This is a genomic window from Paracoccus sp. AK26, from assembly GCF_011801365.1.
In the GTDB taxonomy this organism is placed as follows: Bacteria; Pseudomonadota; Alphaproteobacteria; order Rhodobacterales; family Rhodobacteraceae; genus Paracoccus; species Paracoccus aerius.
Genome location: NZ_CP041043.1, coordinates 107602 through 129509 on the forward strand (window position 1 = coordinate 107602; position 21908 = coordinate 129509).

Annotated in this window: 18 protein-coding genes; 6 read left to right on the forward strand and 12 right to left on the reverse strand. The window is 68.4% G+C overall.

The genetic code is table 11. The features are described 5' to 3' along the window. The first annotated feature begins 55 nt into the window (after positions 1-55). Positions 56-1543 (forward strand): SARP family transcriptional regulator, encoded by a 1488-nt coding sequence (locus FIU66_RS14815; RefSeq protein WP_167623683.1) that lies wholly within the window; start codon positions 56-58, stop codon positions 1541-1543. A 40-nt stretch (positions 1544-1583) separates the two neighbouring features. On the opposite strand, the gene FIU66_RS14820 is transcribed toward FIU66_RS14815, so the two are convergent. The 8 genes from FIU66_RS14820 to FIU66_RS14855 form a co-directional block, all read right to left on the reverse strand. Beyond that, the gene (locus FIU66_RS14820; RefSeq protein WP_167623684.1) at positions 1584-2342 is read right to left on the reverse strand and encodes an SDR family oxidoreductase; all 759 of its coding nucleotides are present in this window, start codon (positions 2340-2342) and stop codon (positions 1584-1586) included. Then, complete coding sequence (locus FIU66_RS14825) at positions 2339-3367, reverse strand: zinc-binding dehydrogenase (RefSeq protein WP_167623685.1); 1029 nt, start codon at positions 3365-3367, stop codon at positions 2339-2341. The genes FIU66_RS14820 and FIU66_RS14825 overlap by 4 nt, the downstream gene beginning before the upstream one ends. 12 nt (positions 3368-3379) lie before the next feature. Further along, a complete protein-coding gene (locus tag FIU66_RS14830; RefSeq protein ID WP_167623686.1) occupies positions 3380-4474 on the reverse strand; it encodes a mandelate racemase/muconate lactonizing enzyme family protein in 1095 nt (364 codons plus the stop codon). Between the two features lie 7 nt (positions 4475-4481). Then, positions 4482-5441: an ABC transporter permease gene (locus tag FIU66_RS14835; protein ID WP_167623687.1), complete on the reverse strand. Its 960-nt coding sequence runs from the start codon at positions 5439-5441 to the stop codon at positions 4482-4484. Next, the gene (locus FIU66_RS14840) at positions 5441-6391 is read right to left on the reverse strand and encodes an ABC transporter permease (protein WP_167623688.1); all 951 of its coding nucleotides are present in this window, start codon (positions 6389-6391) and stop codon (positions 5441-5443) included. The genes FIU66_RS14835 and FIU66_RS14840 overlap by 1 nt, the downstream gene beginning before the upstream one ends. Beyond that, complete coding sequence (locus tag FIU66_RS14845; RefSeq protein ID WP_240544796.1) at positions 6388-7908, reverse strand: sugar ABC transporter ATP-binding protein; 1521 nt, start codon at positions 7906-7908, stop codon at positions 6388-6390. The genes FIU66_RS14840 and FIU66_RS14845 overlap by 4 nt, the downstream gene beginning before the upstream one ends. Before the next feature lie 80 nt (positions 7909-7988). Then, a complete protein-coding gene (locus FIU66_RS14850; protein ID WP_167623689.1) occupies positions 7989-8963 on the reverse strand; it encodes an ABC transporter substrate-binding protein in 975 nt (324 codons plus the stop codon). A 52-nt stretch (positions 8964-9015) separates the two neighbouring features. After that, positions 9016-10485, reverse strand: a complete 1470-nt coding sequence (locus FIU66_RS14855; RefSeq protein ID WP_370528966.1) for an aldehyde dehydrogenase family protein — start codon at positions 10483-10485, stop codon at positions 9016-9018. A gap of 228 nt (positions 10486-10713) precedes the next feature. On the opposite strand from FIU66_RS14855, the gene FIU66_RS14860 reads away from it, so the two are divergent. Together FIU66_RS14860 and FIU66_RS14865 are read left to right on the forward strand one after the other, a co-directional pair. Continuing rightward, on the forward strand, positions 10714-11436 hold the full coding sequence (locus tag FIU66_RS14860; RefSeq protein ID WP_167623690.1) for an FCD domain-containing protein: 723 nt from the start codon (positions 10714-10716) through the stop codon (positions 11434-11436). Positions 11437-11482: 46 nt separating this feature from the next. Next, positions 11483-13105, forward strand: coding sequence for a GMC family oxidoreductase (locus FIU66_RS14865; RefSeq protein ID WP_167623691.1), 1623 nt, complete (start codon positions 11483-11485; stop codon positions 13103-13105). Between the two features lie 56 nt (positions 13106-13161). Here FIU66_RS14865 and FIU66_RS14870 read toward each other — a convergent pair whose 3' ends face one another. Together FIU66_RS14870 and FIU66_RS14875 are read right to left on the reverse strand one after the other, a co-directional pair. Then, positions 13162-14478 carry an acetamidase/formamidase family protein gene (locus FIU66_RS14870; RefSeq protein ID WP_167623692.1) on the reverse strand — a complete coding sequence of 439 codons (1317 nt, stop codon included), beginning with the start codon at positions 14476-14478 and terminating at the stop codon, positions 13162-13164. 128 nt (positions 14479-14606) lie between these two features. Beyond that, positions 14607-16262 carry an alpha-amylase family protein gene (locus FIU66_RS14875; RefSeq protein WP_167623693.1) on the reverse strand — a complete coding sequence of 552 codons (1656 nt, stop codon included), beginning with the start codon at positions 16260-16262 and terminating at the stop codon, positions 14607-14609. A gap of 153 nt (positions 16263-16415) precedes the next feature. On the opposite strand from FIU66_RS14875, the gene FIU66_RS14880 reads away from it, so the two are divergent. Beyond that, positions 16416-17423, forward strand: coding sequence for an SDR family oxidoreductase (locus tag FIU66_RS14880; RefSeq protein ID WP_370528969.1), 1008 nt, complete (start codon positions 16416-16418; stop codon positions 17421-17423). Between the two features lie 25 nt (positions 17424-17448). Beyond that, the gene (locus tag FIU66_RS14885) at positions 17449-19089 is read left to right on the forward strand and encodes an alpha-glucosidase (protein WP_167623695.1); all 1641 of its coding nucleotides are present in this window, start codon (positions 17449-17451) and stop codon (positions 19087-19089) included. On the opposite strand, the gene FIU66_RS14890 is transcribed toward FIU66_RS14885, so the two are convergent. Beyond that, on the reverse strand, positions 19086-20459 hold the full coding sequence (locus FIU66_RS14890) for an amidase (protein ID WP_167623696.1): 1374 nt from the start codon (positions 20457-20459) through the stop codon (positions 19086-19088). The genes FIU66_RS14885 and FIU66_RS14890 overlap by 4 nt on opposite strands. A 123-nt stretch (positions 20460-20582) precedes the next feature. Between FIU66_RS14890 and FIU66_RS14895 the strand changes: the two genes are divergently transcribed. Further along, the gene (locus FIU66_RS14895) at positions 20583-20777 is read left to right on the forward strand and encodes a hypothetical protein (protein WP_167623697.1); all 195 of its coding nucleotides are present in this window, start codon (positions 20583-20585) and stop codon (positions 20775-20777) included. 9 nt (positions 20778-20786) lie between these two features. On the opposite strand, the gene FIU66_RS14900 is transcribed toward FIU66_RS14895, so the two are convergent. Further along, positions 20787-21473, reverse strand: a complete 687-nt coding sequence (locus tag FIU66_RS14900) for a hypothetical protein (protein ID WP_167623698.1) — start codon at positions 21471-21473, stop codon at positions 20787-20789. Positions 21474-21908 lie beyond the last annotated feature (435 nt).

Consider the following 21908-nt stretch of genomic DNA (forward strand, 5'->3'; position numbering starts at 1 on the left):
TCTCGATTCGTTTACCTATGGTAACATAACAAGCCGCTTCTGCCGGGGCTGATCCATGCGTCTTCGACTACGCCTGATCGGGCCGGTCCGCCTGACCGGCCCCGAAGGGAATGACCGAACCCCGACGGGGCGCAAGGCCTGCGGGATGCTGGCCCTGCTGGGCACCGCCCCCGATCTGCGGATGCCGCGAAGCCAGGTCCAGGATCGCCTGTGGAGCCAAAGCCCTCCGGCCCAAGGCGCGGCAAGCCTGCGCCAGGCGATCCGGGAACTTCGCCAGGCCCTGGGCGACGGGCTGCTTGCGGGCAACGGCTGGATCGGCCTGGATCCGGCGGCGGTCGCGGTCGACCTGCGGCCGATGACCGGCCCCACTGGGCAGCCGGTCGAGTTCGCGGAAGGGCTTGATATCCGCGACCCCGAGTTCGAGGACTGGCTGCGCGACATGCGTTTGTCGCTGGAGGATCGCGCCCCCGAACCCGACGTGCCGCTGCTGGTCCTGACCGAACCCAAGGGCGACTCGCCCTCGGCGCAACTGCTGGCAGGCTGCGTGCTGGAGGAAGCCTCGGCCCGCGCCGCCGCCCTTCTTCCGACGCGGGTGGTCCAGGCGGCGGATTGCCTGACCGGCCTGCGCATCGAATCGCTTGCCGTGGCCCGGCCCGACAATTGCGCGCTGCTGCTGATGGTGCTGCGCAATCACAAGACCGGCGCCCAGCTTTGGGCGCAGCATTATTCCCTGTCGCCCCTGGAAGCCAGCCTGCGCCGGGTCAGCGCCTGCGTCACCCTGACCCTGATCCAGGCCGCCCGCCAGTTGATGCCCGGATCCGAGGCGCTGTATCCCCACGAGGATCTGTTCAGCTTCACCCGCTCGAGGCTTCTGTCGGCGGACCATCGGCTAAAGCGGTTCGACGGTCCCGTGCCCCAAGCGTTGCGGGCCTTTCTGCGCTATACGCTGCTTATCGAACGGCAGGCCCCCGATATGCGCGAAGCTTTTGGTGAGGGCGAGGATCTGTCGCGACAGGCCTGCGCCATGGCGCCGGGCGACCCGACCGTGCTGTCCATCGCCGCGTTGATGAAGTCCTGGAAGGGCGAGGTCTCGGCCGCCTTGGACCTTGCCCGTCTGGCCTGCCGGATGGCGCCCGGCCATGACCTGGCGCATCTTGCGCTGTCGCAGGCGCTGACCGATGCGGGCCGCGACGGCGATGCCTTTGCGGCGGTCGCGCGGGTGGGCTTTGGCCCCATCGCGGCCTTGGGCCAGCCACGCTGGCGCCTGCACATGGCGGTGGCCCAGATCCGGCTGGGGCGGCTTGCCGATGCCGAGGAAAGCGCGGCCATCGCGCTGTCCCATGCGCCCGACTGCCGCCCCGCCTTGCGCATCCTGGCCGCGCTTCGCTTCAAGCGCGGCGATGTCGCGGGCGCGGCAGCCGCAATCGAGACGCTGAGGCAGGTGGAACCGGATTTCAGCCTGCCGCTGATGGCAAGCCCCGAATATCCGGTCAGGACCCTTCGCCGGGCCGGATTGCTGGATGTCACCCGCTCGGGCCTCTAGGCCCGGCCGGGCGGCACCGCCCCCTTGCGGGGGCGAGGCCTCACCGTCCCATCCAGCCGCCGTCCACCGTCAGGATCGTGCCCGACACATAGTCTGACGCCGGGCTGGCCAGGAACACGACCGGCCCCGCGAAATCGGCGGGCGTGCCCCAGCGGCCGGCGGGAATGCGCCCCAGGATGGATGCAGAACGGTCGGGATCGGCGCGAAGGGCCTGGGTGTTGTCGGTGGCGATATAACCCGGCGCGATGGCGTTCACCTGGATGCCCAGCCCGGCCCATTCATTGGCGAATGCCATGGTCAACTGGCCGATCCCGCCCTTTGATGCGGCGTATCCGGGGACGTTGATGCCCCCCTGGAAGGTCAAAAGCGAGGCGGTGAAGATCACCTTGCCGCCCTGGCCGCGCGCCAGCATCCCCCGGCCCACCGCCTGGGTCAGAAGAAACTGCGCGGTCAGGTTGGTTTCGATCACCTCGTCCCACCAGTCCTCGGGGTGATCGGCGGCGGGCATCCGCTTGATGGTGCCGGCATTGTTGACCAGGATGTCGATGGGGCGGGCCTCCATCGCGGCGGCAAAGGCCTTCAGCGCGGCGCGGTCCGAAAAATCGACGGCATGGCCCTCGAAGCTGCGGCCAAGGGCGCGGATCTTGTCCCCGACCTCGCCGCCATCCGCCTCCATGCTGGCCGAGGCGCCGATGATGTCGGCACCCGCCTCGGCCAGGGCAAGGGCCATGCCCGCGCCGATGCCGCGTCGCGCGCCGGTGACAAGCGCGGTCTTTCCCGAAAGGTCGAACATGCTCATGCCGCATCCCCGATCTGGATCAGCGACTTCATGGCCGTCGCATTGCCGTTCAGCGCGTCGAATGCCGCCTGCACGCCCGACAGCGGATGACGGTCGGTGATCAGCCGCCCGACCGGCAGGCCTTCGGCGATCATCGCGATGGCGCGGTCGTAATCCTGCGCCTCGTAGACGCGGGCGCCCAGCATCTCGATCTCGCGCCAGAAGAAGCGGAACAGATCCACCTGCGGCTTCTTGGCATGGATGGCGACCATCACGATCCGGCCGCGCGCGGCGGCGGCATCGGTCATCAGGTCGACGCCCGGCTGCGTGCCCGAAACCTCGAAGACGACATCCGCGCCCGCGCCGCCCGTGCGGTCCAGCACGGCCTGCGCCACGTCCAGGTTGCGCGGGTTCAGCCCCTCGAAGCCCAGGGCATCGGCCATCGCCATGCGGCTCTCGTTGATCTCGGACAACAGGACGCGCGCGCCCTCGGCCTGGGCCACCATCGCGATCAGCATCCCGATGGGGCCGCCGCCGATCACAAGCGCGGTTTCGCCCCGCGCCAGGCGGGCGCGGCGCACGTCATGGACAGCGACCGCCAGCGGCTCGACCATGGCCGCCACGTCCAGGGCCATGTCCGGCGGCAGGCGGTGCAGCGTGAAGGCCGGAACGATCCAGCGGCTTTGCATCGCGCCGTCGGTATCGAGGCCCAGGAACTTGAGGTTGTGGCAGATGTGGCTGTTGCCCGCCCTGCAGGCCGGGCAATCGCCGCAATGATGCAGGGGGCGGACCACCACCTTGTCCCCGACCGACAGGCCCTCGACCCCCTCGCCCATTGCGGCGACCCGGCCCGAGGTTTCGTGCCCGATGATCCGGTTCAGCCCGACGCGGGCGTCCATGTTGCCATGGAAGACATGCATGTCGGTCCCGCAGATCCCGACAAAGGCGATGTCCACGGCGACCTCGCCGGGGCCGGGCTGGCGCTCGGCGACGGGTTCGACGACGAACTGGTGGTTTCCGCGGTAAAAGGCGGCGTGATGGGTCATGGATCTGGCCTTTCAGGAAGGAATGGCATGGGGCGCCAGGCGCGCCCAGTCGAACTGCACGCCCGTGCCGGGCGTGTCAGGGGCGATGCAGTGCAGCCCGTCCAGCACAAGCGGGCGGGTGGTGTACTGGTCGATGGGGAAGGAATGCACCTCGACCCAGCCCGCGTTGGGCTGCGCGCCCACAAGGCTGACATGCAGCTCCTGCATCCCGTGCGAGCAGGCCGGGATGCCGTGCTCGGCGCACAGCCTTGCGGCGCGCAGCCAGCCGGTGATGCCGCCGCAATTCGACGCGTCCGGCTGCAGATAGGCGCAGCGCGACCGCGCGACGGCATATTCGAATTCGTGGATCGTGTGCAGGTTCTCGCCCATGGCCAGGGGCACGCCCGTCGCCTCGAAGATGCGGGCATAGCCGTCATAATCGTCGGGGATCGTCGGCTCCTCGAACCACAGCACGTCCATGCCGGCGAAGGTCTTGCCCGCCGCGATGGCCTGGTCCACCGACCAGCCATAGTTGGCATCCACCATGAAGCCGCGATCCGGTCCCAGAAGGTCGCGCACCGCCTCGGCCCGGATGAAGTCGTCGCGCATGTCGGGCTGGCCGACCTTGATCTTGACGGCCCGGTAGCCCTCGTCGATGAAGCCGCGCACGTTCGACAAAAGCCGTTCCAGCGAAAAGTTCAGGTCGATGGCGCCGCGATAGGCGCGGCTGCGGTCCGACGCCCCGCCGGCCATGCGCCACAGGGGCAGCCCGTCGCGCAACCCGCGCAGATCCCACAGCGCGATATCGACCGCCGATATCGCGAACGAGGCGATGCCGCCCCGCGCGACATAATGGACCCGCCATTGCAGCGCGTCGTGCAGCGCCTCGACATCGGTGGCGTCGCGGCCGATCAGGAAGGGGCGCAGGTCGTGGTCCACCATCGCCCGGATCGCCCGGCCGCCGAAGCCGCCGGTATAGGTATAGCCGGTGCCGGACAAGCCGTCCTCGGTCGTGATGGTGACGGTGACCAGTTCGAAATGCGTATGGTCGCCGTGCTTGGCGTCCGACATCACCTCGGGCAGGGGCACGCGGAACAGCCGGGTCTGAAGATCGATGATGGAGGGCATGGGAACCTCAGGTCTTTGCCGCGGGCCTGACAAGCCGGGCCTGCAGAAGGATGACGATAAGAAGGAAGAACCCGCGGATCACCGATTGCCAATGCGCCGACAGGCTGATCGTGCCGCGCCCGTTCTCGAAGTTGAGCAGGTTGAAGACCAGGCCGAACAAAAGCGCGCCCGCGACCGTTGCCGGGATCGAGCCCATGCCGCCGGTCAGCAGGGTGCCGCCCACGACCACCGCCGCGATGGCGGCCAGTTCCCAGCCCGCGCCTTCCAGCGGCTGGCCCGCGCCATAGCCCGAGGCCAGGAAGACCCCCGCAAGCCCCGCGCAGGCGCCCGAGAAGACATAGACGAAGATCTCGGCCCTCCGGGTCTTGAGGCCCATCAGATGCGCGGCCTCGGCATTGCCGCCGATGGCCAGGATCGTCCGGCCAAGCGAGGTGCGTTCAAGGATCGCCCAGGCAAGGATCACGACCGCGGCCGCGATGATGATCGTCCAGGGCAGAAGGTTCGCCACCTTGTTCATGCCAAGCGCGGTGAAGTCGCTAGTCCAGTCCACCGGCACCGTCCGGTTGTCTGACAGCCGCAGCGCTGCGCCCTTGGCGGCCAGCATCGTGGCAAGCGTCGCCATGAAGGGCGGCAGGCGCAGCCCGCCGATCATCGCCGCGTTCAGCAGTCCCGCCGCAATCCCTGCGGCAAGGCCCGCAGGCACGGCCACGACCAGCCCCTGGGGCGACATCTGGGCCGCCACCACGCTGGCCAGGGCCGCCACCGCGCCCACCGACAGGTCGATCCCCCCGGTCATGATGACAAGGCACATCCCGATCGAGATCAGCACGAACATCGAGTTGTAGCCCAAAAAGGACGACAGGTTGTAGGCCGAGACGAAGTTGTCATAGCGCATCATGCCGAACAGGATCAGCAGGCTCAGCGCGACCCAAACCGCCACATGGCCTTGGCCCGAGAAGCGTTTCATCAGCGCCTCCGTCCGCTTTGCAGCCAGACGGCCACGGCGATGATGGCCGCCGTCACGATCAGGGTCATTTCGTCGGATGTGCCGTTGGCGATCAGGGTATAGCCCATCAGCTGGATGAAGACCGCGCCCAGCAGCGTTCCCACCACGGGCGCGCGCCCGCCGGACAGGGCCGCGCCCCCCACAACGGCGGCGGCGATAGCGTCCAGTTCCATCAACTGGCCGATCCGCGCGGCATCCGAGGCCGAGTTGATGGCGACCACGATCAGGCCTGCAAGACCCGCCAGCGTCGCGGCGATCATGTAGGTGGCCAGCTTGACCCGCGCCACCGGCACGCCCGCCAGCACGGCCGCGCGTTCGTTCCCGCCGACGGCCAGCAGGTAACGGCCATAAACGGTGCGACGGACGATCCATGCCAGGACCAGCGTCAGGACGATGGCGATCCAGCCCTGCACCGGCAGTCCCAGGATCCGCCCCGTCCCCAGCCAGGTGAAGGACGGGTTGGTGAAGGTCTGCAGGTTCCCGCTTGTCAGCACCTGCGCGATCCCGCGCCCCGAGATGAACAGGATCAGCGTCGCGATGATGGGCTGCACGCCCACAAAGGCGATCAGCGCCCCGTTGAACAGCCCGCACAGCGCCGCGACCATCAGCGGCAGCACGATCGAGGCCGCCAGCCCAAGCGCGGGATTGGCCTGGCCCCAGCCCGACAGGAAGATGATCGGCGCCAATGCCCCCGACACCGCCATCACCGATCCCACCGACAGGTCGATCCCGCCCGAGGCGATCACAAGCGTCATGCCAAGCGCCACGATGGCGATGGTCGCGACCTGGCTGACATTGACCGACAGCGACCGCATGTTGAGGAAGTTGGGCGTCACGACGACGTTCAGCACGATCAGCACGGCCAGGGCCAGCAGAAGGCCCTGCATCCGGCGGTCGATGCGCCCGATCATGCCGCACCTCCGGCCGCCATGGCATGGATCAGCTGGTTCTCGGTCACGCCGGGATTGGACAGGGTGGAAATGCTGCAGCCTTCCTGCATGACGACGATGTCATGGGCGCCCTCGATCAGTTCCTCGAATTCGGACGAGATCAGAAGAACGGCGCAGCCGGATTCCACACGCTTGCGGATGATCGACTGGATCTCGCGCTTGGCGCCCACGTCGACGCCGCGGGTCGGTTCGTCCAGGATCAGAAGGCGCGGCTCGATCGCCAGCCAGCGGCCCAGCAGGACCTTCTGCTGGTTGCCGCCCGACAGTTCGCGGATCGGCTGGTCCATATGCGCGGTCTTGATGCCAAGCGCCTGGATGAAGCCCTCGACGATGCGGCGTTCGCGGGCCTCGTCCACCACGCCCATCCGCGACAGGCGCGGCAGCAGCGCAAGCGTCAGGTTCTCGCGCACCGACAGGTCGGGGATGATGCCCTCGGTCTTGCGGTCCTCGCTCAGGAAGGCCAGCCCCGCCCGGATCGCGGCACGCGGCGATCCCAGGCTTGCCGCCTGTCCGCCCAGCCTGACCTCTCCGGCGCTGAGGCGGTCCATGCCGAACAGGGCGCGCGCGGCCTCGGTCCGGCCGGAACCCAGAAGGCCCGCAAGGCCTACGATCTGGCCCGCGCGCACCGAAAGATCCAGCCGGCGCAGGCGGCGATCGGTGGCCACGCCGCGCGCCTCGATCACCGTGGCGCCGTCAGCGGGCGCGCCGCCTGCCGCAAGCTCGGTCATGCCGGCGTGGCGGATGTCCTCGGCGCTGCGGCCCAGCATTGCGGCGATCAGGTCAAGCCTGGTCAACTGGGCGATGCGGGCGGCGCCCACGCTGCGGCCGTCGCGCAGGATGGTGACGCCGTCGCAGATCTCGAACAGTTCGTCCAGGAAATGGCTGACATACAGAACCGAGGTTCCCTGGGCGCGAAGCTGGCGGATCACGCCGAACAGCACCTCGACCTCGCGTTCGTCCAGCGAGGATGTCGGCTCGTCCATGATCAGCAGCCGCGCTTCCATCGAGGCGGCGCGGCCGATGGCCACAAGCTGCTGGATCGCGGTCGGATAGCTGCCAAGCGGACGGTGCGGGTCCAGGTCGATGCCGAAGCGCGACAGCACCTCGCGCGTGCGGGCCTCGGCCGCGCGCCAGTCGATCATGCCAAGGCGGGTCCGCGGCTCGTATCCCAGGACGATGTTCTCGGTGACGGTGCGCTGCGGGACCAGGGTCAGTTCCTGATAGATGGTCGCGATGCCCGCCTGCTGGGCCTCGCGCGGGGACCGCAGGTCGACCTCGCGGCCCATCCAGCGGACGCTGCCGCCGTCGCGGCGGTAGACGCCGGTCAGGATCTTGATAAGGGTCGACTTGCCCGCACCGTTCTGGCCGACGATGGAATGCACCTCGCCCGGCAGGATCGAAAGGTTGCCGTCCGCCAGGGCCGGGACGCCGCCAAAGGCCTTGGTGATCCCGGTCATCTGCAAAAGGGGTTCGGTCATGAGCGGCGCTGCCGTCCTGCATGGGGATGGGGCGGGGGCCGCAACCGCGGCCCCCGGCGTGATTGCACGGGAGGATGCAATCAATAGGCTTCGTCGATGTGCTCGGCGGCGTTGTCGGCCGTGAAGATCCGGTCCTCGACCTTGATCCAGGGCTCGATCGCCTCGCCCGCGGCGTAGCGTTTCATGGTTTCGCAGGCCAGCGGCCCGAAGAAGGGCGAGCTTTCGACCGTGACGCCCATCTTGCCGTCGATGATGGCCTGCAGCGCATCCCGCGTCCCGTCGATGGACACGACCGTCACGTCCTCGCCCGGGACCCGGCCCGCCGCCTCAAGCGCCTGGATCGCGCCGATCGCCATTTCGTCGTTATGGGCATAGACGACATTCACCTCGGGATGGGCCTGCAGCAGCGTTTCCATGACCTGCCGGCCCTGGTCGCGGGCAAAGTCGCCCGAACGGCTGGCGACGATGGTGAAGCGGTCGTCGCCCGCGATCGTGTCGTCGAAGCCCTTCTTGCGGTCATTGGCCGGGGACGATCCGGTCGTTCCCTCAAGCTGGATGATGACGCCCCGGTCGCCCTCGAAGTTCTCGATCAGCCAGTTCGCCGCGCGGCTGCCCTGGTCGATGAAGTCCGAGCCGAGGAAGGACACGTAGTCGCGCCCTGCCTGCGCCACGTTCGGATCGACCGAACGGTCCACAAGGAAGGTCGGGATCCCTGCGGCCTTGGCGCGCATCACGGCGGGGATCAGCGGGCTTTCCTCGCGCGGGGGCAGGAACAGCACGTCGATCTGCTGGGCGATCATGCTGTCCACGTCGGCGACCTGCTTGGCGGCCGATCCGCCCGCGTCGGTCAGCAAAAGCTCCCATCCGCACTGGGCGGCGGTGTCCTGGAAGCTTTTCGTCTGCGCGATCCGCCAGGGGTTGTTGCTTTCGGTCTGGGCAAAGCCCACCCGGTAGCTGTCCTTCTGTTCCAGCGGCGGCAGATCCTGGGCCAGGGCCAGTCCCCCCGACAATGCCAGGGCAATGGCCGTGGCACCCATCAAGATGCGTGTCGTCATGTTTTCCTCCCTAAAGGCGCGGCCTCCTCTGCCGCGCATGAACAAGGCTGTCTCACGTCCAGTTGAGATACATGGTCTTCTTGCGGAGATACCCGTCGAAGCCGTGCTTTCCGTCCTCGCCGCCAAGGCCCGACTGGCCCCAGCCCGAGTGGAATCCCTGCACCAGTTCGCCGTTCGAGCGGTTGCAGTAGATCTCGCCGAAGTTCAGGCGCGCGGCCGCGGCCATCAGCCGCCGCTGGTCGCGCGTCCAGACATAGGCCGACAGGCCGAAGGCGCTGTCATTGGCATGGGCAAGCGCCTCCTCGAAGCTGTCCACGGCCAGGGCCGCGACAACCGGGCCGAAAACTTCCTCGCGCATGACGGGCACCTGGTTGTCGGCCACGCGCAGCACCGTGGGCGCCATCCAGTGGCCCTTCTCGAAGGCGCCCTCGCGCAGCGGGCCGCCGCGCAGCATCACCTCGGCCCCGGCGGCGATCGAGGCGGCGGTCAGCGCCTCGACCTTGTCCACCTCGCCCCGGCTGACCTTGGGGCCAAGGTCGGGACTGGTCAGCGGCTGGCCGATGGTCAGCGCCGCCGCGCCGGCGGTGAAGCGGTCCAGGAATTCGTCGGCGATGGCGCGGTGCAGATACATCCGTTCGTTGCAGGTGCAGATCTGGCCGCAATTGGTGAAGCGCGCGAAAACCGCCGCATCGACCGCACGGTCCAGGTCGGCGTCATCCATCACGATGAAGGGGGCCTTGCCGCCCAGTTCCAGCCGCAGGATCTTGATCTGCTCGGCCCCGGCAGCATAGATCTCGCGCCCGGCGCGGGTCGATCCGGTCATCGTGACCATGTCCGCGCCCTGCACCAGGGCACGCCCCAGGGTGCGCCCGTCGCCCGTGACGACGTTGAAGAGCCCCGCGGGCAGTCCGGCCCGTTCGGCCAGCGAGGCCAGGGCCAGCCCGGACAGGGGCGTGAATTCATGCGCCTTGAGGATGAAGGCGTTGCCCGCCACCAGGGCCGGCCCCAGCTTGCGCGCGGCCAGGGCCAGCGGATAGTTCCAGGCGGTCAGCCCCACCACCACGCCATGCGGCAGGCGGCGGATCTGGATTTCCTCGTCGGGCAGGTCCGAGGGCAGGATCTCTCCCTCGATCCGGCGGGCCTGTTCGGCGGCATAGCGCAGGAAGGTTTCGGCCGCGGCAACCTCGCCCCGGGCCTGGTCCAGCGGCTTGCCCTGCTCGGTCACCACGATCCGGGCCAGAAGCTCGGCCTCGTCGCGCAGGGCATCGGCCAGCGCCATGACCGCGCGGCCCCGTTCGATTGCGGGCAGGGCGGCCCATGCGGGCTGGGCGCGGCGGGCCGCGTCAAGTGCCTCGGCAGCCGTGGCCTCGGTGCCGGCGGGGGTCAGGGCGATGGATGCCTCGGTGGCGGGATTCTCGACCTCGTGCCCGTCCTGCGCGGCTTCGGTCCAGCGGCCGCCGATGAACATCCGCGCCTGAAGCGGCCGCTCGTCGGCGATGAGTTGGCTCAGTTCCTGAAGCACGCGCCACCATTTGGTATGATTAAATTTGCCGTCATTAAGGCTGACCAAGTGATTCTGGTCAAGCCAAAACTGTCGGCTTCTTTGCCAGAACGAGTGGACTAGTCGCATTAGCCCGGCAATTCTTAAGCACTAGCAGGCCTTTCCCAGATTTATGGTCATACCAAATAGCAAGAACTTGCATTGCGTGGTTGGCCCGGTATGATCCGACCAAACATGCCGGAGCCTGCCATGAGCACCCAGATTTCGACCCTGCGTCCCCCGGGCCATCGCGCTGCGGATTTCGTGGTCACGGCGATCGAGGGCCGAATTGCCGCAGGCGAGTTGCCCGACGGCGCCCCGCTGCCGCCCGAACGCGACCTGATCGAAAGCTATGGCGTCAGCCGCACCGTCGTGCGCGAGGCCGTGGCCACCCTGGCAAGCCGCGGCTTGGTCGAAACCCGGCCCCGGTTCCGCCCGGTCGTGCGCCGCCCCGGCTTCGACGCGGCGATGGCCGCGGCCAGCGGCGTGGTCGGGCATCTTCTGATGCAGTCGGGCGGCGTCAAGAACCTGTATGACACGCGCATCTTCCTGGAAGCCGCCCTGGTCCGGCAGGCGGCGCTGCAGGCCCGCAAGGACGACATCGAGGCCCTGCGCCGCGCCCTGGACGCGAATGGCGAGGCGATCCCCGACAGCGACGCCTTTTACCGCACGGACGTGGCCTTTCACGCCGTCCTTTACGAGATCCCGCGCAATCCCGTCTTTCCGGCGATCCACCGGGCCTTCACCGGCTGGCTGGCGCCGCAATGGACCCGGATGCCCCGGTCGCCCGAACGCAACCGGATGAACTTTCAGCGCCACTCGGACATCTACAACGCCATCCGCGACCGCGATCCCGATGCCGCGTCGGAGGCCCTGACGGCCCACCTTAACGCAGCCTGGGAATATGTCCGCGGCACGTTCGACGAGGCCTGAACCCGCAGCCTTGCCTTGCACGGCCTGACAACAGGAGGAAGCCCGCATGGGGCGCGAAGAATACGACCACATCGTCGTCGGAGGAGGATCGGCGGGCTGTGTGGCGGCGGGACGGCTTGTGGCCGACGGCCGGCACCGGGTGCTGCTCTTGGAAGGGGGCCATTCGAACCGCCACCCGCTGCTGGACATGCCGCCGGGCATCTTCAAGATGATCAACGGCTCGAAGTTCATGCATTACCACACGACCGTGCCGCAGCCGCACCTGAACGGGCGCGCCCATGACATCCCCCAGGCGAATGTGCTGGGCGGCGGATCCTCGGTCAACGCCCAGGTCTACATGCGCGGCAGGCCGTCGGACTACGACGCCTGGAACGACCTTCTGCGGGGCAACAACGACGGGGCCGACTGGTCCTGGAATGCCGTCCTCAAGCATTTCCGCGGGATGGAGGACAACAACCGCCTGAACAACGCGCTGCATGGCATGGGCGGGCAGTTGCAGGTGTCAGACCCCGGCCATGTGGACCAGATGTCCCGCTGGTTCGTCCAGGCGGTCCAGGGCCTGGGAGAGCCGTTCAACCCCGATTTCAACGGTCCCTCGCAGCGCGGCGTGGGCTTTTACCAGTTCATGAACCGCCACGGGCGACGATCCTCGGCCGCCTATGCCTTCCTGTCCCCGGTCGAGAAGGACCCCCTGCTGACCCTGCGCCTGCAGGCCAGGGCCGAGCGCATCCTGATCGAGAACGGCCGGGCGGTCGGCGTCCTGTGGCGCGACAAGTCCGGGACCGAGCATCGCAGCTATGCCCGGGGCGAGATCATCGTGACCGCCGGCGCGCTGATCACGCCCAAGCTTCTGATGCTGTCGGGCCTGGGTCCGGCAGACCATCTTGCCCAGCATGGCATCCCGGTGATCGCGGATCTGCCGGGCGTGGGCCAGAACCTGATCGACCACCCCGAAGTGCCCATCATCGCGACGGCCAATGGCCGCCATGGCTATTTCCGGCAGGGCGTGGGCTGGCGGATGCTGCGCAACGGGTTGCAGTTCAAGCTGTTCGGATCAGGCCCCATCCTGTCGGCGGGCGTGGAAGCGGGCGCCTTCGTCAACCCCGTCGATCCGGGGGCCGACCCGACCATCCAGGCCTTTTGCGTGCCGATCGTCTATCTGGACCGCGACACGCTGAAGCTGGTGGACAACACCTATGGCCTGACGGTGACCACGGTGGTGGTCAAGCCCCGTTCGCGCGGCGAGGTGCGCTTGCGTTCGGCCGATCCGGCGGACAAGCCGCTGGTCAGCCCCAACCTGCTGAAGCATCCCGACGACCTGGCCGCGATGATCGCGGGCCAGCGCTTCTTCATCCGCGCCTTCGAAAGCGAGCCCCTGGCCAGCCGGATCAAGCGCGTCGCCATTCCCGATCCCGCCCGGCTGGACGACCAGACCCTGGCCGAGCATTGCAAGCGCTTCGTCAAGACCAACTACCACCCCGCCTCGACGGCGCGGATGGGTGCGGATGGCGATCCCATGGCCGTCCTGGATTCGCGCATGAGGGTGCGGGGCATCCAGAACCTGCGCGTGGCCGACATGTCCGCCGTCCCCGACATCAACGCAGGCAACACGAACGCCCCCGCCATGATGCTGGGCGACCGCTGTGCCGGCTTCATCATGGAGGCCTGAAGGACGGGCTGCGGCACCGGGCCGGGCCGCAGCCCGACAGGTCTTAGCCCGCCATGTCACAGCCCGTATTGTTCCCGTGCGTACTGCCCCAGGCCCACCGCGTCCAGCTTTGCCAGCGGGGCCAGGAAGGTCACCTGGATGACGCCGGGTGCGCGCCCGATCTCGATCGCGCCGTTGATGGTGGCGCGGTTGCGCACCTCGGGGACAGTGATGCCCAGCAGGGTGGCCGCGCGTTCCAGCCCGTTCTCGATGGCGGCGTTCAGGTTCGGGGCGGTGCCGATCACGCTGACAGGGGCCAGCGGCTCGATCTCTCCTGCCCCCCATCTGGCGGCAAGACGCTGCCCCTTCGCCATCTCGGCCGGGGTGAAGGGGCGGGCCAGGGGCGGCAGATCCTCGGCCAGGGGGAACAGGACCGGGCCGTCGATGGGATAGTCCTTCACCACCTCGACCTGCAGGGTCACGCTGCCCGCCACGTCCATCGTGTGGCCCGCAATCTCTCCGTCGCCCTGGCCTGCGTGCATGTCGCCCATATAGACGCCCGCGCCCGGCACCTTGACCGGGCAGACGATGATCGCGCCCGCGCGCACTGCGTCGATATCCATGTGCCCGTCGGTCTTGTGGCGGGCCAGATCCTCGGCGCTGATGGCATAGTCATGGGGCGCGCCGACCAGGAAGGCGCCGAAATCGCCCGCGTTGTGGCTATCGGGCATCGCGGTTGACGGACAGGTGCCAAGCTGCCCCAGGAAGGGCCGCATCCGCACCAGCGTGCCCGGCATGTCCGAGGGCGCAAAGGTCAGGATCGAATGCTGGCGGCTGCCGTCGGGCAGGGCCGCATGGTGATCGGCGTCCCGCGCGATGGCCTCGGCCGCCGCTGCGGGCAGGGTCAGGCCGACGCTGCGGGTCTCGTCGAAGGTGACGGTATAGCCGTGGACGATGCGGAAGGGCGTGACCGGGTTGCCGCAGCGGTCGCATTTCACCGCATCGGGGCCGATCCCCTCGACATGGGTTTCGGGCCAGACGGTGTCGCAGACCGGGCAGCGCGCGGCGACATAGGGATCGCCCAGGCAGAACCCCTCGGGCGAGCTGTCGTGGCCCGATGCCGTGGCGGCCGAGGTCACGGTGATGTCGCGGATGCGGATCGCCACCCCGTCGCCCACCTCGGCGCCGGCGACGCGGACGGGCGTCGTGACCTCGTGCCCGCCGCGCAGGCGGGGCGTGATCATCGGACCCCAGCAGCCGGGCGCGGTATTGGCGATGATGGTGCCGCCGTTCTCGACGGGGCCAAGCATGGGTGCCGCGGGGTCGAGGACACTGTTGGTAAACTCGGTGACGACGATGCTGCGGCGCGACGGCGCGATGCTGCCATCCGGCATGGAAAACCCCCAATGTTCACTGTGAAGACTGGGGGAAGGTTAGCGCCCTGGCCCGCGCAGGCAAGCCCGGCGAATGGTCTGATGGCGGGCCACCCCTCACATCCTTGTGCCGCTGCCCCGGATCCGGCTCAGGCCCGGTGCGCCCGAAGCCACAATGCCCCATAGGCGGGCAGTTCGACGGTGACGGTGCCGTCCCCGGCCAGATCGAGGCGCCCCTGGCCCTGGATGGTCGCCAGTTCGCCCAGCGACTGGGCATCGTCCAGCCGCGATTGCGAGGCGCAGGCCTTCTTGCCCAGATTGTGCAGAAGCAGCACCGTGCGGTCGCCCCAGTCATAGCGCAGGGCGAAGATCTCGGCATCGGGGAAGGGGATGAAGCTCCACTGGCCGAAAGCCACCTCGGGCATCTCGCGGCGGCGGCGGACCAGGCGCTCCAGCCAGTTGAGCAGCGACTGCGGGTCGTGTTCCTGCGCCTCGACATTGACGCCCTTCGGGCCCCACCGGTTGCCCGAGACCAGGGGCCGCGACAGCCGGTCCTCGGGCGCCGTGGAAAAGCCGCCATTGGGGCGGTCCGCCCATTGCATCGGGCTGCGCACGCTTTGCCGGCCGGGGATGTCCAGGTTCTCGGCCATGCCGATCTCCTCGCCATAGAACAGGACGGGGGCGCCCGGCAGGGCAAAGACGATGCTGTAGACCAGCCGGATGCGGTCGGCATTGCCCTTGAGCATGGTGGGGATGCGGCGGCGCAGCCCGCGGCCGTAAAGCTGCATCTCCTCGTCGGGGCCGAAGGCGCGGAACACCTGCTGGCGCTCGGCCTCGGTCAGCTTGTCCAGCGACCATTCGTCGTGGTTGCGCGCGAAATGCGCCCAGCCGTCGTCGGGGTGCAGCTCGGGCATGGCGCGCAGCGAATGGACCAGCGGTCCCGCATCCTCGCGCACCAGGGCCAGGGCGAGGGCCTGGTTCATGTTGAAGTCCAGGCACATGTTCAGCTCGCCCCCGCCTTCGTCGCCATAGAAGCGGCGGACCTCCTGATAGGGCAGGTTCACCTCTCCCAGCAGGACGGCATCGCCGCAGCGGCGCTGAACGAAGCTGCGCAGGTCGCGCAGCCAGTCGTGCAGATCCAGTTCCGGCGGCGTGTCCAGCCCCTGGGTTTCCAGCAGGAACGGCACGGCATCGACCCGGAACCCCGACAGGCCAAGCTGCAGCCAGAAGCCCACGATCTTGTGGATCTCCTCGCGCACCAGGGGGTTCGAGATGTTCAGGTCGGGCTGGTGGCGATAAAAGCGGTGCAGGTAAAACTGGCCGCTTTCCTCGTGCCATTCCCAGTTGCTGTCTTCCTGGTCGGGAAAGACCAGATCCTTGGGGCCGCCCGGCGGGATCTCGTCGCGCCAGACATACCAGTCGCGATAAGGCGAATCGCGGTCGGAAGCCGCCGACCGGAACCAGGGATGCTGGTCCGAGGTATGGTTGACCACCAGATCCGCGATCACCCGGATGCCCCGGTCCTTCGCCGTGCGCAGGAAAACGGCCAGGTCGCCCAGCGTCCCCAGCCGGGGGTCGACGCCGTAATAGTCGGTGATGTCATAGCCGTCGTCCTGGTTCGCGGTCGGATAGAAGGGCATCAGCCAGATGCAGGTGACGCCCAGGCGGGCCAGGTGGTCGATGCGGCGGGTCAGCCCGGCAAAATCGCCGATGCCGTCGCCGTTGCTGTCCTGGAAGGTCTCGACATCAAGGCAGTAGAACACGGCGTTCTTCCACCAGACATCGCCTGTGCGGCTGATATCCATCCGGGTTCCTTTCGATCAGGGCGGCGGCCATGCGCCCGGCACGGCCTTGCCGGTCGAACGTCACGGCGGCCCTGTCGGTTCACCGGCGGGCGAACCCCTGCCCCGCCGATGCGTTGGGACCGCAGCGCAGGAAAGGAAAAGGCCATGAAGGACATCAGCGAAGCACCGCGCGTCGCGGTCATCACGGGCGCCTCGGCCGGGGTCGGCCGGGCGGTGGCGCAACATTTCGCGGCACGGGGCTGGCGCATCGGGCTGATCGCGCGCGGCCGGGCGGGCCTTGAAGGCGCGCGGGCCGATGTGGACGCGGCGGGGGGCGAGGCCATGGTCCTGCCCGCCGATGTCGCCGATGCGGCGGCGCTTGACGATGCGGCCCAGGCGGTGATGGACCGCTGGGGCCGGATCGACCTGTGGATCAACGCCGCGATGGCCACCGTGCTGGCCCCGGTGTCCCAGGTCACGCCGGACGAATTCCGCCGCGTGACCGCCGTCACCTATCTGGGCCAGGTCTTCGGCGCACAGGCAGCCCTGCGCCACATGCGCCCGCAGGGTCACGGCACCATCGTCAGCATCGGATCCGCCCTGGCCTATCGCGGCATCCCGCTGCAGGCGCCCTATTGCGCGGCCAAGTTCGCCACGCGCGGCTTCATGGATTCCCTGCGGACCGAGCTTCTGCACGAGCAAAGCCCCATCCGCCTGACCGAGATCCACCTGCCCGCCGTCAACACCCCGCAGTTCGACTGGGCGCGCAACAAGATGCCCCGCAAGGCTCAGCCCGTGCCGCCGATCCACAGCCCCGAAGCCATTGCCCGCGCCGTTTATCGCGCATCGCTTGACGCCCCGCGAGAGGTCTGGCTTGCCGGATCGGCGGTCAAGGCGATCCTGGGCGATGCCGCGGCCCCTGCCCTTGTGGACCGGATCCTGTCCAGCCAGGGATATTCCGGCCAGCAGACGGACGAGGCAGCAACTCCCCGCCCCGACAACCTGTTCGCCCCGATGGACGCCGACCGCGATTACGGCGCCTCGGGCAGCTTCGGCGATGAGGCACGTCCCCATGTCGCCGCCTATCGCCCTGCCCGCCTGCGCGCCGGCGCCGCCGCGATCGCCTGCGCGGTGGGTTTCGGCATCCTGCGGACGGTGCTGGATCGCAAGACCCGGCCATGAAGCCGGGCAACGACAGGAGAACGGCATGACCCAATGGTGGATGGACCGCAGCGCATACCAGATCTATCCGCGCAGCTTCGCGGATTCGAACGGCGACGGGGTGGGCGACATTCCCGGCATCATCGACCGGCTGGATCACCTGGCGGATCTGGGGATCGGGCTTTTGTGGCTGTCGCCGGTCTATCGCTCGCCCATGGCGGACAACGGCTATGACATCTCGGACTACCGGGACATCGCGCCGGAATACGGCACGCTGGCCGATTTCGACCGGCTGGTGGCCGAGGCGGATCGCCGCGACATCGCCATCATCATGGATCTGGTGGTGAACCATTCCTCGGACCAGCATCCGTGGTTTCACGAGGCGAAGCGGGACCGCGCCTCGCCCTTCCACGACTTCTACTATTGGCGCGACCCGGCCCCGGACGGCGGGCCGCCCGACGACCGGCGGGCCTATTTCGGCGGCCCGGTCTGGACCTATCATCCGGGGGTCGGGCGCTATGCCTTTACCCTGTTCTCGCCCCAGCAGCCGGATCTGAACTGGCAGAATCCCGCCCTGCGCCGGGCGATATACGACATGATGCGGTGGTGGCTGGACCGCGGCGTGCGCGGTTTCCGCATGGACGTGATCGACCTGATCGGCAAGGACATCGACCGCGACCTGATCGCCGAAGGCCCCCATCTGCACCCCTTCCTGCAGGAAATGCACCGCGAGGTGCTGGCCGGCCGCGACGCGGTGACGGTGGGCGAAAGCTGGAACGTGTCGCGGGACACGGCGCTGCTTTACTGCGGGCGGGACCGGGGGGAATTGGACATGGTGTTCCAGTTCGCCCATATCGTCGCGGGCTGGGACGACCGGCACGGCAAGTGGCGCCCTCGCCCGCTGGATCTGGTGGGTTTCAAGAAGGTCTGGGCCGACTGGCAAGAGGCCTTGCAGGACGACGGCTGGAACTCGCTGTTTCTGAACAACCACGACCTGCCGCGATCCGTGTCGCGCTATGGTGACGCGGGGCAATGGCGCGAACGGTCCGCCAAGGCGCTTGCCACCGCCATCCACCTGATGCGCGGCACCCCCTTCGTCTATCAGGGCGAGGAGATCGGCATGACCAATGCCGGTTTCACCGGGATCACCCAGTATCGCGACATCGAGCTGATCAACATGCACCGCGAGATGCTGGACCAGGGCCTGCCGGAACGGCAGTTCCTGGAAGGCGCGGGCATCACCGCGCGCGACAATGCCCGCACGCCGATGCAATGGGACGCATCCCCCGGCGCGGGCTTCACCACGGGCGATCCCTGGATCGCGATCAACCCCAACCACGACCGGATCAACGTGGCGGCGCAGCGGAACGACCCGCAATCCGTGCTGGCCCATTACCGCCACCTCATCGCGCTGCGAAAGCGGCACGAAGTGATCGTGCAGGGCCGCTTCGTCCCCTGGCTGGACGATCACCCGCAGGTCTGGGCCTATGCCCGCGAATGGCAAGGCCAGCGGCTGTCGGTCCTGTGCAACATCTCCTCAAGCCCCGCACGGGCCGAGGTTCCGCCGGGCCTTGCCGTCAGCGGCACGGGCCTGATCGGAACCGTGCAGCCGCGCAAGGCAATCCCGGCCGGGCCCATCCTGCTGGAGCCGTGGGAGGCCGTGGCCGTCCTGGGCGATCCGGGCTAGGGCAGCCGGTTCGCGGGCTGGCGGGTGATCCAGTCCGTCGCGGCCTCGTATGCCCGGCCCAGGTTCAGGATGGCGGCGTCCCGCCCGCGATGCCCGATCAGTTGCAGGCCCATGGGCGTGCCCGACGGGCCGAAGCCCGCCGGAACCGACAGCGCGGGCAGCCCGGTCAGGGACGCGGGCACCACCACCTCCATCCAGCGGTGATAGCTGTCCATCGCGACCCCGGCGATCTGGCGCGGCCAGTGCCAATCGGCGTCAAAGGCGAAAAGCTGCGCCGTGGGCAGGGCCAGCACCTCGACCTCCATCCCGGCCGTGTGGCGGAACCAGTCTGACCGGATCGTGCTGGCGCGGCGGAGATCGGCGGCGGACAGGGCCAGTCCGCGCTCGATCTCCCACCGCAGCTCGGGCTTGACCATGTCGGGCTTGGTGCGCAGCAGGGGTTCCAGGTTGCCGGCGATGGTCCAGCTTCGCAGCGTGGTCCAGGCCTGCCACAGCGCCTCGGCCGGAAAGGGCGGCGCAAGGGGCGTCACCTCGTGGCCCAGATCCGCGAAGACCCGCAGTGCCGCCTCGCACAGATCCAGCACGCCCGGTTCGGTGGCATAAGCCCCGCCCCAATCGCCCAGCCAGCCGATCCGCGACTTTCGGTCCGGCGCCTGCGGGCGATACGGGCCGCTGGAATGGGGGTGGCGCGGGTCTTGTTCCGACTGGACCCCCAGCAGCAGTTCCAGGTCGCGGATCGACCGCGCCATGGGACCGTCGGTCGAAAGCTGCGCCAGGAACAGATCCCCGGGTCCCCCGCCTGCCACAAGGCCATAGCTGGGGCGGAAGCCGAACACGTTGTTCCAGCCGGCCGGGTTGCGCAGCGACCCCATCATGTCGGACCCGTCCGCAAGCGCCACCATCCGCGCGGCCAGGGCCGCCCCTGCCCCGCCGCTGGACCCGCCCGCCGAACGCGTCAGGTCATAAGGGTTGCGCGTGACGCCATAGACCGGGTTGTAGCTGTGCGACCCCAGCCCGAACTCGGGCGTGTTGGTCTTGCCGATGATGACCGCCCCTGCCCTGCGCAGCCGCGCGACCATCGGGCTGTCCGCCGCCGGCACATGGTCGCGAAACGCGGGCGAGCCATAGCTGGTCACGATCCCCGCCGTATCGGCCAGATCCTTGACCGCCATCGGCAGGCCCTGCAGGGGACCGGGGGGCGCCGCCTCGGCCTCGGCCAGCAGGGCGTCGCGGTCGCGCAGCGCCACGATCGCATTGACCGCCGGGTTGGCCTGGTCGATCCGGTCCAGGGTTTCGGCCATCAGCTCGCGCGGCGTGATCGTGCCTGCGCTAAGGGCGGCCAGTTGGTGGGTGGCGTCATGGTCTATCATCGCGGGTATTCATGGCCCGCCCGCAGGCGGCGTCAAGATGCGGCGGGCATGGCGCCTTTCCCGCCCCTCCGGCGTTGAGGCGCGGGGCGGTGGGTCCGCCCCACCACGACAAGGAGAGAACCGTTGGGATCATTCGTCATCGCGATGGGCGCCGCGCCCCACATGAAGCTGTCGCAAGGGGGCCGCACCTTCAGCGCCGTCGACACGCCTCTTGCCTTTGACAGCCATGACGCAGCCTACGACTATCTTCTGCGCCATGCCGAGGAAGAGCCGCTGAAGGGCGTCCGGGGCGAGATCCTGGAAGACCTGTCCTTGTAGCGCGGGGGTTCAGCCCCCTGCCTCGACCCGGACCTGGGACAGGCGCGGATCGCTGCGCCGGACGGCGGTCCGCAGCCGTCCGATCAGATGCGTGCGGCAATAGGTGGCGTGAAACCGGCTGGGGGCGATCAGCACCAGGCACCCCCCATCGATGCCGCCATCGGCAAGGCCCGCGAACCAGGCGTCGAACAGCGCGCGATCCTCGGCCGCCAGATGGGCGCGGGCCGCGCCCCAGACCCCTTCGGCGGCCGCGACATCCGCGCGGCGAAAGGGAACGACGGTGCGGTCGGCTTCCTCCGGGGCCATTTCCTCGGCGCCCATGCGGGCCACATAATCCGGCCCGATATTGGACCAGGCGGGGCGCGTGTCCAGCAGGATCCGGTCCAGGTCCAGCCCCAGCACCGACACCCTGCCCCGCGCGCCCTGGCGCTTGACGGTGATCCAGCCCGAGGCCCGCAGCCGTGCCATGTCGCGCTTGACGGTGCGTTCGTCCACGCACCACAGCCGCGCGATCTCTCGCTGGCCGATCGACAATTCGTCCGCCTGCCAGTTGTAGCGGGTGGTGATCAGCGCCATCAGCCGCAGCACAAGCCGCTGGTCCTGGGCATCGCCCGCCAGGGCATGGGCCATCATGGCCGACAGGATGTCGTATTTCTTTGCCGCCGCCTCACGGCCGACGGCCCGGATCCGCTGCATCCCTTGTGCCCGCCCTTGTTCGAACTGCCCCTGCGGCGGCGTTCCCCCGTGATCGGAGGAAAACATTAAACGCTTTTCACCATCGCGTCCTCATTAGCGTCCTGGCGGGCGATCCTGTCAAGAGATTCGGTCGCGGCCTCCAATGGGCTGCCCGATCCTGTAAGGAGAATCCGGTATCACTGGTATAGGGGGACAACCAGGACGTCCCCCATTCCGGCACGAATGTCCCCCAATGGCTCGTGGCTTGGCCTTCGGCGTCCCCCAATCCGTTGCGCAGGTCCTGCGTGGCAAGCGCACGCCGCTTGGCCGATTCGCGCAACAGGGGCTGGTTGCGTGGTAATCTCGATTTCATTGAACTTGTCTTTTGCCAAGAACGCAAATCCGGCGTAAAAGCGGAAACGACGACGATCAGCGTCCTTTGCGACAAGGCCCACG

Bases quoted from the DNA above. Each gene is read 5' to 3' on its own strand.
- FIU66_RS14815 (WP_167623683.1), top strand. From the start codon at position 56: ATGCGTCTTCGACTACGCCTGATCGGGCCGGTCCGCCTGACCGGCCCC.
- FIU66_RS14820 (WP_167623684.1), bottom strand. From the start codon at position 2,342: ATGAGCATGTTCGACCTTTCGGGAAAGACCGCGCTTGTCACCGGCGCG.
- FIU66_RS14825 (WP_167623685.1), bottom strand. From the start codon at position 3,367: ATGACCCATCACGCCGCCTTTTACCGCGGAAACCACCAGTTCGTCGTC.
- FIU66_RS14830 (WP_167623686.1), bottom strand. From the start codon at position 4,474: ATGCCCTCCATCATCGATCTTCAGACCCGGCTGTTCCGCGTGCCCCTG.
- FIU66_RS14835 (WP_167623687.1), bottom strand. From the start codon at position 5,441: ATGAAACGCTTCTCGGGCCAAGGCCATGTGGCGGTTTGGGTCGCGCTG.
- FIU66_RS14840 (WP_167623688.1), bottom strand. From the start codon at position 6,391: ATGATCGGGCGCATCGACCGCCGGATGCAGGGCCTTCTGCTGGCCCTG.
- FIU66_RS14845 (WP_240544796.1), bottom strand. From the start codon at position 7,908: ATGACCGAACCCCTTTTGCAGATGACCGGGATCACCAAGGCCTTTGGC.
- FIU66_RS14850 (WP_167623689.1), bottom strand. From the start codon at position 8,963: ATGACGACACGCATCTTGATGGGTGCCACGGCCATTGCCCTGGCATTG.
- FIU66_RS14860 (WP_167623690.1), top strand. From the start codon at position 10,714: ATGAGCACCCAGATTTCGACCCTGCGTCCCCCGGGCCATCGCGCTGCG.
- FIU66_RS14865 (WP_167623691.1), top strand. From the start codon at position 11,483: ATGGGGCGCGAAGAATACGACCACATCGTCGTCGGAGGAGGATCGGCG.
- FIU66_RS14870 (WP_167623692.1), bottom strand. From the start codon at position 14,478: ATGCCGGATGGCAGCATCGCGCCGTCGCGCCGCAGCATCGTCGTCACC.
- FIU66_RS14875 (WP_167623693.1), bottom strand. From the start codon at position 16,262: ATGGATATCAGCCGCACAGGCGATGTCTGGTGGAAGAACGCCGTGTTC.
- FIU66_RS14885 (WP_167623695.1), top strand. From the start codon at position 17,449: ATGACCCAATGGTGGATGGACCGCAGCGCATACCAGATCTATCCGCGC.
- FIU66_RS14890 (WP_167623696.1), bottom strand. From the start codon at position 20,459: ATGATAGACCATGACGCCACCCACCAACTGGCCGCCCTTAGCGCAGGC.
- FIU66_RS14900 (WP_167623698.1), bottom strand. From the start codon at position 21,473: ATGCAGCGGATCCGGGCCGTCGGCCGTGAGGCGGCGGCAAAGAAATAC.